Here is an 11,582-nt window from a genome sequence, read left to right as displayed (position 1 = left end):
GTGACAATTAGCATTCATTTGATTTCAGTACCCTCTGATGAGGTAGTCACTTCTCGTGTCGTGTACTTACCAAGAACAGGTGGTGAATTTGGACGGGCGACTTCTTGTGATATCTCTTTACCCGACCAAAGCAAACGCATTTCAAGAGTACATGGCAGCATTCGCCTTACCGATAATGGGTACAGTGTAAAAAGTACAGGCCAAAACAGTGCCGTACTGAACGATAAATCAATGGCGAAAGGAAAAGAATACCCGCTCAGCGATGGCGATATTCTTAAGGTCGAGAATTATACCATGCTGGTCTCCACTCTCATCACCTCCGAGCAACCTCAAGATGAGAAGAAAGATGACGAGCTGTTTTCTGAACCTTTTTCGCTTCAACTAGATAATGATGACATTGACTTTTTAGAGGAAGAACCCTCTCCCGTGGAAAGTAAAAAGAACAACCATTTTTCTGAAGATAACATCTTAAGTGATGATCCATTTGCTGCGGACCCTTTTGAAGACTTAGATGAAGATCTGATTGCTCAACACGTCGAAGTTGATGATATCAACTCGAAAGTGGCCCAAAACCCAGAAGAACCTGAGTTTTTACCTGTACATTCGAAAGCAGGTGTACCCATAGAAGCATCGCTAGAAAAACTTCTTTCTATGACAGAGAAGAACAATAAATACCTGAGAAACCCGACCTTGCATCATGAAGCGCTGTTTGATGCCCTCGAAAAAACGGTTGATCAGTTCTTGAACGAATTCGCACCGACTCAGCTTGAGAGACAGTTTAGCGATTATATCTCTGGCGGAATGTTTACCAATAAAGAGAAGAAATACTGGAAAATTTATCGCAAACACTTCCAGCACAGACAAGAGAATGGAGATTTCAGACGCCAATTCAAAGCTCTTTTTATGGAGAACATGCAGAAACAAAGAGAGGAAAGTTAATGGCCAAGTGGTGTGTTGTTTTGGCCCTGTTTCTGATCGGTTGTTCGTCAGATCCTGCGCCTGTTGTAACTCAATACTCTTTAGCAATTAAGTCAGATAAATCGGCCAACCCGTCGGATTCCAATGAGTCGAACCCCGTTGTGGTTAGATTATATCAATTGACTGATGCACAGATGTTTAAGCAGCAGCCTTTTATTGACCTATACAGTAATGATGTGCAACTGCTCAGCGCCAATTTAGTCTCGAAACAAATACTACCGATTGTTATTCCCGGTAGTGAACAAAAGATAACGTTAGATATTAATAATCAAACACAATACGTTGCAGTGTTGGTCGAATTTATCGATTACCAGCAAAGTGAGCCTAAGTCAGTATCTATGTTGCCAAAAACCTCGGACGAGTATTTGCAGCTCAGTATTTCAGGTGACAAGGCCAAGCTAGAAGTTATTACGCCAGATTCTCCCTGGTGGAAGTTATTTTAATCATAAAGTAGGGAAAGTACGTGGACGCATTCAAAAAAGTAGTATGGCAAGAAGGTATGTTCATTGCCCCACAGCATTTTCAACAGCAGGATCGATATGTTCAAAACTATGTTCGCCAAAATATCGAGACATTAGCTGGATTTGCTCCCTTTTATGGTGTGACTGAATTAACCATCAATCACGATTTGCTTAAAATCGGCAAGCTCTCTGTCGCGTCTTCGGCTGGCGTATTCCCCGATGGAACCCATTTTGAGTTAAGAGAAGAAGTCGCCCGAGATATCCCACAAGGCACTATTGAGACTATCGCTTATCTCGCTTTGCCAATTTCGTTACAAGGTAATAATGACTACGGTAGTGACGAAGCAGAGCAAAGTCGCTATATAACCCAATCGATCAGTGTCTTCGATACTTCAACATCAGAAAATGCCAGCGTAGAGATTGATGTTGCACAGCTCAACATTTCCATCAAATTAGAAGGCGAAGACACCTCTGGTTTTACACTGATCCCTATTTCCAAAATTCTGGAAAGTAGTGAATCTGGGGATGTGGTGCTTGACCGAGCATTTATTCCAGCTTGCCTCCACTATGGGGCTTCAACACTATTAGTGGAACGTATGAAAGAGATACACGCCCTATCTTCTAATCGAGCCACCAACCTACTCAAACGTATTCAAGCAGGTCAAGGGCAAAAAAGCCCTCAGTCAATGATGCAAGACTACCTCTGGCTACAGACATTGAATACTTGGCTTCCTTGGTTCGATCTCACAATTAACAACCCCAAATTCCAAACTCATGATCTGTATCTCGAACTACGCAAGTTTGAAGCTCAAATCATGGCATTAACGCCGGCAATACCGGAGCCATGCAGTAACCTGCAATATCACAGGCTTTATGACAGCTTTAATCCGCTGTTTTCTAGCCTACGCAATATGCTGACTCTGGTTCAGCAGGATTCTGTGATTGAATTTAACTGGGATTCATCCCTATTCGAACGCCGTCGACTTCTAAGAACCTTGATAAAAGATACGGCAAGTGTCTCTAATCGTCGTTTCGTATTGGCCGTCAAATCCAATATCAGTAGCGCCGAATTGAATGAGCTTTTCCCAGTCGCAGCCAAGCTCGGTAACAATGCTCGTATCGTTGAGCTGGTTAGAAACAGCTTGTCCGGAATCGCGTTGTCACCACTACCCGTTGCTCCAAGCGAGCTTAAACCAATGCAAGGTGTTTCCTATTTTGAAGTCGACACCTCAGACAGAATGTGGCTAGAGATGCTTGAAAACCGTGATGCGATAGCGCTTCACGTCGATACTCGCATTGGTGAATTAGAAGTCATGTTGTACGCGTTGAGATAATGCCTATGGACTACTTAGACGAAGAAACACTGGTTTGGGATACCAACAAATCAGACTTTACAGACAAAAACAGTGACGATACAACAACCCATTGGGCTCCTGTTCACGCGAGCAAAAGCCATCATGACTTTCTGAATTTTTTCGATAAAGCTGAAAATCAGCTGATTAATATCAGTAGTGAATTATTGGCGACAACGCTCAAAGTTTCGACTCTGCCTGAACCTGAAGATGTCACTACACTACGCCACCAGCTTGTCAGCAATATCAATGAAATCAAGTCTAAAGGGGCAGAGTTAACTTACCCTGTCGCTGTCATCGATAAGCTCTGCTTTCTGTATGCTGTCGTGCTGGATGAGCTTATTATCTACAGCGAATGGGGTGAGAAACGGGGTTGGGAAAATAAAACGCTACTCAGCGAGTTATTTGGGATGCGTAACGGCGGAGAGTTATTTTTCACTGTTGCGGAAAAGGCAATACGCCAGCCTCATAAACTTATCGATTTACTTGAAATCATCTACATTTTTCTCAACATTGGCTTCAAAGGCCAATATCGCGAAACAGGTAGCGAACAGTTAAAAAGCTTTATTCACCAATTAGAGCAAGTCATTAGTCAATACCGGCAAAGTAACAGTATCCATTGTCGTACAAGAGTAAAACTGCCCAAAGCGCGTAAACCAACTCGCAGAAAACGTTACCTACTTACCACGTTGTTTTTTAGTACGTTAGTGGCGCTAAGCATTGGGTTAACACACTTCTGGTATGAGAAGACCATGTCTCAACGAGCGCGAGATTTTAGCTTGCTGCCTGACTTTAGTGAACGCTACATCTTATCGGGAGAGGTCAACGACATCGTTTTCATTAGTAACGACGATGATTTAGTTAATCCCCCCCAAAGAGCCAGCAAGGTCGAAATGGTAGATGCAACACCTCCGCCTTCCATGCTCACAAGTAAATCAGATTGGCTGGTGCAATTGGCGACTTTCTCATCACAAAAAAATGCCAATGCGTTTATTAACACACTATCGCCTTCTGCATATACACCTTTAGTGGAACCATTCCACTCTTACTTCCGCGTTATTGTACGTAGCGACTCTTCTCAACAAGCACGTGAAATCAAAGCTTGGTACCTAGAGAAAGACGCAATTAAAGCCATCATTGTGCAAAACAGAAAAACGACAAAAGACACAAAGAAAACTTCAGAGGCTCCTTAGGAATGGCAGAATCAACTTCATCTAAACCTGTAAGCAACAAACGAAGTACCATACTTTGGACCCTGCTCTTAGTATTCGTTATTGTTGTGGTCGGTGGCGTTCTGACATGGCAGCTCGCCTATCCCGATCATACGTCGGTCGGCGTTTTATCGACAATATTGGTGGCCATTGTTCTAGGCTATATTTGTTACTGGCTGCTCTCCAGAAGAAAGAACAAACCACAAACCTCAGATCAAGAAAAAGCGCTCATCAACAAGCGCTGTAAGCTTTTAGCACAAAACTTTAAGTTAATGCTCAATGTTCAAAAGCGTAAAAAGAGACTCACTAGTCGCTATGATCAACCGACATACTTATTCCTCAGTGAGGACCCACGTAAAGATAAGAGCATCATCACTCAGATGGGCTATGAAGCTTATAAAGTGGACGATTTCGGGAACGATATAGAATTCCCAATTCTATTTTGGTTAAGTGAACATTCCATTCTAATTTCAGTGAGTTTAGGGGAAGACCAAAACCCAGCCTATATCAAAACATTATGTCAAAGCTTGAATAAGTGGCGCCCTCGTCAGGCCCTGAATGGACTCATTCTGACTACAGATGTCAAACAGCTACTAAGCACAACGGAAGCATTGACTCAAAAAGCGGATCAGATCAAGTCTGAAATCAAAGGTTTTAACCGCGCTTTTGGCTTAAACCTTCCCATATATAACATTGTCACTCAAATGGGCCAGATCAACGATTTCTGTCAGTTTTTCTCTGCCTTTGATGAAACAAAGCGCAATGAAGTCTTTGGCGCCACCTCCCCAATTCAAAAACATGGTGGCATTGATGGAGACTGGTTTAATAAAGAATATGACAGTCTAATTAGTCAATTGATCGCCAATATGAGCACGGCTCTGGCTTCGCAGCTTAACCAAGACTATCGTAATGCTATTTGCGCCGCCCCTTATCAATTTGGGTTACTCAAGCAAAGCTTATGGCAGTTCCTACATCGCCTGTATCGCGGTGATCAGCTCCAAGATGGTTTAAACTTTCGCGGGTTCTACTTTACGCATAGTGGCACCGTTCAAAGTCAGCACGATGTCTTGGCCAATGTTGTCAACCAGTCTTTAGGTAACGAGCAGTTCCAACAACACCAACAGATACCTGTACAACAGACTTTGTTTGCGCAGCATTTGATGACTCATACCATCATTAATGAGCATGAGCTGGTGGGAGTAAACCGCCGCAAAGAGAATATGCTTCTTACTATGCAAACCGCCTACACCTTGTTTTGGCTTGGTTTGTTTGCAAGCGTTCTCTTGATCATTAAGCTGGATTTTGACTATCAAAACCAGAGGGAAGCAAGAGCTGATAATATGCTTGAGCGCTATAAAGAAGCCATTGCCGCTCAACCTTATGACATCGAAAACATGTCGGATAACATCCCGAATCTGTATTCGCTGAATAGAATTTACTCTCTCTATTTAGAGCCCAAGCCTTGGTACAGCCTGCCGTTCATGCCAAGCTCTAGCATAATGAATGACGTGCAGAAAGCTTACTTTAGTGAGCTACAACGTGTGTTAATTCCTTCAATGGAGAATACCCTAGAAAAAGACCTTTTTGTCTACGTGAATCTTGAAGATCAAGCGAAAACTTTGTCCTTACTAAATAACTACCGACTGTTATTTAACGCAGAGCGAACAAATATTGCGGAGCTTAAAAACTATTTCATCAACACATTGGAAGAACAAGGCGAGGCTGATAGCGTTAATTTAGCTCAACTGAGAGTCTTACTTGATGATGTCTTCGCTCAGGACTTAGTCCCACTCAAGCCAAACTTTGATTTAGAAAGCTTAGCTAAGAAAGTGATCAATCAAACCGGTATTGAGACATTACTTTATGAGCATATCCTAAACTCTCCAACTTATTCGAAGCGTATCGATGTACGACAAGAACTGGGTAGCAACTTTGATCAATTGCTATCTTTTTCACCAAACTATGTCGGCTATTTAGTCCCCTATTTATTTACACCTTCTGGTTTTAACGATCTAGATTTGTCTGTTGACTCGCCAGTATTGAAAGAAGCACTCAAAGCTTATGAAGGCGTTGCAGGTACGTCTCCAAGTGCACTAGAAATGTATCGCATCAGTCGTGACCTTAAACAAATGTACCAGAACGACTACATTAATTACTGGCGTGATTTTTCCTCACATATTCAAGTCAAGAGCCTAGCAAATGCAGATCAACTTAAACAAACCTTATCTGTCCTGACCACAGCCTCGAACAACCCTTTGGCGCAGTTATATAACACGGTAAGTAAGTACACTTCTGTGGAGCTCGTTCAACCTGAAACTACCAGTGAAGGAGAGCAGCCACCCGAACAAGATGTCGATAAGAAAGAATCAGCACGACAGATCTTTATTGCCTTTTCCCAATACCACAAGCAGGTAACGGCAGATGAACAGGGCAACAAACCTATTGACTCTTTGCTGGGGCAATTTACCGAAGCTGAGACTTGGCTAGGGAAGTTCTACGAGGCAGAAGAACCACAAAAAGTGGCCTATCAAGCGCTAACCGCTAAAATAAAAACCAGTAACCCAATTACTTTGCTGGCTCAGCAAGAGTCGTCACAACCCAATATTTCAAAACAAATACTGACTCAGGTGACGCAACAAGCCAATGACTTAGTTATGGGCTTGGCGCATGCCTACCTCAACGGCACGTGGACGTCAGAAGTCTACCAACCTTATGAAACAACCATTGCAGCCTATTACCCATTTAACAAAAGTGCGAGTTTAGATGCGAGTACCGCAGACGTAGCCGCATTCTTTAAAACAAACGGGACCTTAGATCAGTTTTATCAAAGCAAGCTGAAAAGTTTCTCTACTGAAGAGCGCTCTCCCTATCTTTATGGTTTGCTGCCAAACACTGGCTTAGCGTTAGACCCTGCCGTTTGGCAAATGATTGAGAAAGCTCGTGATATTCGAAATGCTTTGTTCTTAGCTGACCCGCAAAACATGTCTTTGCAGTTCCAGCTAAAAGCCAAAGAAATGAGCTCCGATGTTACAGAGTTCGTTATTCGTGGAGAAAAGCCTCTGTTTACATACCAGCATGGGCCACGTCTATGGAGTAAGCAGAGTTGGAATGCTGCAGCGATTGAGCAAGATACGTTAGGCTTCCAGATTATGGCTCAGGCTAATTCTATCGCCAACGAGAAGTTTGAAGGTAACTGGGCTTGGTTTAAGCTTATTGAGCCAAGAGTCGCCTCATCGACATCTCAGCAAACCGAAGTTGCCATTAAATATGGTGACAGCCAAGTACAGCTGAGCATTAAAACTCAAGGGCAAAATAATCCCTTTGTACCAAACTTCTTCTCGGCTTTTTCGCTACCTTCGAGTATATAAATTGTGGCGATGAACCATGAAGCAGAAAGCAAAATCGCGGCTTGCTTTAGAGTACTGGGTGTCACCCAGTACTCATTGCTTCGCAGTGGAGCCTTCCTTGCTACTCACCCTCACTTTGGTTCAACCATTATCAAATTTGCTTGGTCGCTTCATGCGAAGCAACAACTCAAGACCGAGGCCGAGTTTCTCCACCATCACTCTTCGCCATACTGGCCTAAGTATCTCGATTACGGCTCAAGCTTAGGGGGTGACTGGCTTATATTAGAGTTTGTGGAATCTTTATCGGCAGACTTTTCTTTATTGGATCTACCTTTAAAAAAAGAAATTACGCACAATGCCGAACAAGCACTTAAAGCACTTCATGCCACAGGCTTTGTTCATGGTGATATAAAGCCATCCAATCTGCTCGTCACTCCATGCTACCGAACACTTTTGGTAGATTTTGGCAGCATTCTCCCCATAAATTCATACTATGAAATACAGACCAACCCTTCCCTATCACCTATGTTCTCTCCCTTAAATTCTCTCCTTCGCTGTGGAGAAATCTCATCGCAAAATGACTTCTTTTCACTCGCTATCACGCTTCAGACGATGTGGGGAAAGCATCCATTTTCAGAGCTAACTTTGCTCGATTTCGCTAAAACAGAAAAGCGTCCACTACTAAACCACCTCTCTAGCAGTTACCAAATATTGGTTGATCAACAACTTAAACGCGCTAAGCAACACGTGATTCACTCAGGAGCTGAGTAATACCATTTCAGGAAACAGAGCTGTGAACTTTATGAACAAAATCGACAGAATAAACAGTATTGTTTTTATCAACGCATTAGCGACAACTATTTAACACCTCATTAACCTTAAACGCATCTATTGGTGAAAACTCTTCCTCGCCAATGGAAAACTGATAACGATAAGTGCTATCTCAATGAAGATGCACCTAAACATAAGGAACGTGAATCATGTTTAAGGTACTCAAGCCGACTCTGGCAGCTTCAATCATCGCTGCGTCTTTTTCTTTCAACACTTTTGCAGCTGATCTTGAAAAAATACACTTCTTAATCCCTGGCGGTGCTGGCGGTGGTTGGGATATGACGGCTCGTGGAACAGGTGATGTTCTCGTTAAGTCAGATATCGTCGATAACGTCTCATTCCAAAACCTATCCGGCGGTGGTGGCGGTAAAGCCATTGCTCACCTGATCGAAACCGCTCAGCGCCAAGAAGATACCTTGATGGTGAACTCTACTCCAATCGTTGTGCGCTCCCTGACAGGCATTTTCCCTCAGTCATTCCGTGACCTGACACCGGTGGCAGCCACCATTGCAGACTATGGTGCAATCGTGACTTCTGTCGATTCCAAGTACAACACTTGGGAAGACGTAGTTAAAGACTTTGAATCTAACCCTCGCAAAGTCAAAATTGCCGGCGGCTCAGCTCGTGGCAGTATGGACCATCTAGTTGTAGCGGCAGCGTTCAAGGGTGAAGGTTTCGATGCACGTAAAGTGCGCTACATCGCTTACGATGCAGGCGGTAAAGCAATGGCTGCGCTACTTTCAGGCGAAACACAACTGCTTTCCACCGGCCTAGGTGAAGTACTGGAGATGTCGAAATCTGGGCAAGTTAAGATCCTAGCGGTCACAGCACCTAAACGCCTAGATGCTGCACCAGAAATTCCAACTCTAACGGAATACGGAAACGAAACTGTCTTTGCTAACTGGCGTGGATTCTTCGCTGCCCCTGGCACCAGCCAAGAAAAACTCGATGAATGGAACACCGCGCTGCAGAAAATGTATAACACCGACGAGTGGCAGGTCGTTCGAGATCGCAATGGCTGGATCGATAACTATAAGGCAGATAAAGATTTTTACGCTTTCCTTGAAGATCAAGAAAAGCAAATGGGCGACTTGATGCGCGAGCTGGGTTTCCTTAAGTAATCCTGTCGAGGGCAAACTTGCACTTGCCCTCTTTCCTTTTTGCCGTACCCGAGATAACGACACAATCTCCTCTGTTTAGAAATAAACAGCTAAGCCTCTTTGACTAGCAGCAAATGGCTTATTGGTTAGTGATACATGCTCATTAATCCCTCTTGTACGGCTTTTTTCTTCCCTCAATGTGAATGCAAATGGAGTTGGATATGTCGGACTTGCCAACGAATTCTTTCAACAAAGGTCAGTTTTTCTCAAAAGAGAATTTGCTTTGTCGCGATCGCGTCGGTGCCATGATCTTTCTTATCGTATGCCTTTGTTATGGTTATCAAACATCACAAATCCCTCTTTTTCCCGGTGACGAATATGAACCCTTCACGGCTCGCACCTTACCCACACTTCTGACCTTTATCGGTATCGGTCTTTCTCTGATGTTACTTGTGACAGGCCAAGCGGATAAGCAAAGTGGCGCGGTAATGGATTTTAACTGGAAACTGCTGATCGCTTTTTTAGCGTTAATGGCATTTTATGGTTTAGGGCTGACTTACATTGGATTTGTGCTCGCAACGGGACTATTCCTGCTCGCAGGTTTCTACCTACTGGGTGAACGACGAAAAAAGGTCCTGTTCGGAGCCTCCTTCCCTTTTGTCATCGCATTTTATCTGCTGCTCACTCAGGGACTGGATATTTATCTGGAACCGGGCGTCATCTTCACTATGTGGTCGTAAACAGTAAGGAATAACAAATGTTAGATGGAATCTTACAAGGTCTTTCGACCGCAGTTATGCCGATGAACATCATGATGGTGATCGTCGGATGTTTCGTTGGTACCTTCATCGGTATGCTTCCAGGCCTTGGCCCCATTTCAGCTATCGCTCTGATGATCCCCATTACGTATGGATTAGATCCTTCATCAGGCCTAATCTTAATGGCAGGTGTGTATTACGGTGCGGTATTTGGTGGCTCAACCTCCTCAATTCTAATCAACGCTCCGGGCTGTTCTTCTACCGTTGTGACCGCTTTTGATGGCTACCCAATGGCGCAGAAAGGTCAAGCTGGTAAAGCACTAGCATTAGCTGCCTACTCGTCATTCACGGGTGGTACCCTATCCGCGATTATGCTGCTCGTAGCAGCTCCTGCTCTGGCAAGTGTGTCACTTAGCTTCCAGTCTTCTGACTACTTCGCACTGATGCTATTGGGCCTATCAGCAGTTGCTGCCTTCGCTGGTAAAGGTCAGGTAATCAAAGCTTGGATGATGACCATTCTAGGCCTGATGCTGTCCACGGTAGGTATCGACAAAGGCGTGGGTGTTGAGCGCTTCACATTTGGACTGACAGACTTAATGGATGGATTCAGCTTCCTGCTGTTAGCGATGGCGACTTTTGCATTAGGGGAGACCTTAATGGGCATCCTTAAGCCAGAAAAAGACACTCGCAACGAAGAACAAAGCAAAATGAGTGACATTGGCAGCATGAAAGTCACCAAAGAGGAAGTCAAAGAAGTCGCGCCTGTTTCGATCCGTTCTTCCATTTTGGGTTTCTTTACTGGCGTGTTGCCAGGCGCTGGTGCAACTATCGCAGCCTTCCTGAGCTATGGTATGGAACGTAACCTAGCACCTAAAGATAAAAAAGAAGAATTTGGTAAAGGCAGCATCCGCGGGTTAGTTGCTCCAGAGTCAGCAAACAACGCGGCATCAAGTGGCTCTTTTGTACCACTTTTAACTTTGGGTATTCCGGGTTCAGGTACAACAGCCATCATGTTAGGCGCACTGATTGCTTATGGCATCCAACCTGGCCCACGTCTGTTTGTCGAACATCCTGACGTCTTCTGGTCAGTCATCATCTCCATGTATTTCGGCAACATTGTTTTGGTTATCCTCAACTTGCCACTGATTCCTTACATTTCCAAGCTGTTAGCAGTTCCTAGGACAGTGCTGTTACCGATGATTCTGTTCTTCTCTATCACTGGTGTTTACCTAGTGTCATTCAACACTATGGACGTCTTTATCATGTTGTTGATTGCCATAGGTGCGATAGCACTGAGACTGGCTAACTTCCCACTCGCCCCCCTTCTCCTCGGGTTCATTCTCGGAGGATTAATGGAGGAAAACCTTCGCCGAGCATTAATGATAAGCGATGGAGAGCTTAGCTTCCTTTGGGAAAGGCCAATTACAATGGCATTTACAGTACTAGCAATAATGGTTTTAAGCAGCCCTATCCTTATTGGTTTATTTAAAAGGTTCAAGCCAGAACCAGTCAAAATAGAGCAATAAACATAACTAGACTAAGAA

9 protein-coding genes are annotated in these 11,582 nt (G+C 43.9%); all 9 read left to right on the top strand.

The genetic code is table 11. From position 1 onward, the window contains the following. The 9 genes from CTT30_RS07290 to CTT30_RS07250 all read left to right on the top strand — a co-directional run bounded on the left by CTT30_RS07290 (position 1) and on the right by CTT30_RS07250 (position 11,564). A complete protein-coding gene (locus CTT30_RS07290; protein ID WP_252036515.1) occupies positions 1-939 on the top strand; it encodes a type VI secretion system-associated FHA domain protein in 939 nt (312 codons plus the stop codon). Next, entirely contained in the window at positions 939-1,421 is a 483-nt protein-coding gene (gene tssJ, locus CTT30_RS07285) for a type VI secretion system lipoprotein TssJ (RefSeq protein WP_239866601.1), read from the top strand. The genes CTT30_RS07290 and tssJ overlap by 1 nt, the downstream gene beginning before the upstream one ends. 20 nt (positions 1,422-1,441) lie before the next feature. After that, positions 1,442-2,773 (top strand): type VI secretion system baseplate subunit TssK, encoded by a 1,332-nt coding sequence (tssK, locus tag CTT30_RS07280; protein ID WP_239866602.1) that lies wholly within the window; start codon positions 1,442-1,444, stop codon positions 2,771-2,773. 5 nt (positions 2,774-2,778) lie between these two features. Beyond that, positions 2,779-3,984: a type IVB secretion system protein IcmH/DotU gene (gene icmH / locus CTT30_RS07275; protein ID WP_239866603.1), complete on the top strand. Its 1,206-nt coding sequence runs from the start codon at positions 2,779-2,781 to the stop codon at positions 3,982-3,984. Positions 3,985-3,986: 2 nt separating this feature from the next. Next, positions 3,987-7,370 (top strand): type VI secretion system membrane subunit TssM, encoded by a 3,384-nt coding sequence (tssM, locus tag CTT30_RS07270; protein WP_252036514.1) that lies wholly within the window; start codon positions 3,987-3,989, stop codon positions 7,368-7,370. 9 nt (positions 7,371-7,379) lie between these two features. Beyond that, positions 7,380-8,120 (top strand): protein kinase domain-containing protein, encoded by a 741-nt coding sequence (locus CTT30_RS07265; RefSeq protein ID WP_252036622.1) that lies wholly within the window; start codon positions 7,380-7,382, stop codon positions 8,118-8,120. Between the two features lie 209 nt (positions 8,121-8,329). Further along, positions 8,330-9,301, top strand: coding sequence for a tripartite tricarboxylate transporter substrate binding protein (locus CTT30_RS07260; RefSeq protein WP_006962072.1), 972 nt, complete (start codon positions 8,330-8,332; stop codon positions 9,299-9,301). A gap of 200 nt (positions 9,302-9,501) precedes the next feature. After that, a complete protein-coding gene (locus tag CTT30_RS07255) occupies positions 9,502-10,020 on the top strand; it encodes a tripartite tricarboxylate transporter TctB family protein (RefSeq protein ID WP_082313864.1) in 519 nt (172 codons plus the stop codon). A 17-nt stretch (positions 10,021-10,037) separates the two neighbouring features. Then, positions 10,038-11,564, top strand: a complete 1,527-nt coding sequence (locus tag CTT30_RS07250) for a tripartite tricarboxylate transporter permease (protein WP_252036513.1) — start codon at positions 10,038-10,040, stop codon at positions 11,562-11,564. The last annotated feature ends 18 nt before the right edge of the window (positions 11,565-11,582 follow it).

The sequence above is a fragment of the Vibrio coralliilyticus genome, assembly GCF_024449095.1.
In the GTDB taxonomy this organism is placed as follows: Bacteria; Pseudomonadota; Gammaproteobacteria; order Enterobacterales; family Vibrionaceae; genus Vibrio; species Vibrio coralliilyticus_A.
The sequence above is the reverse complement of the archived record's forward strand: the minus strand, read 5'-3'. Positions and strand labels throughout refer to the sequence as shown.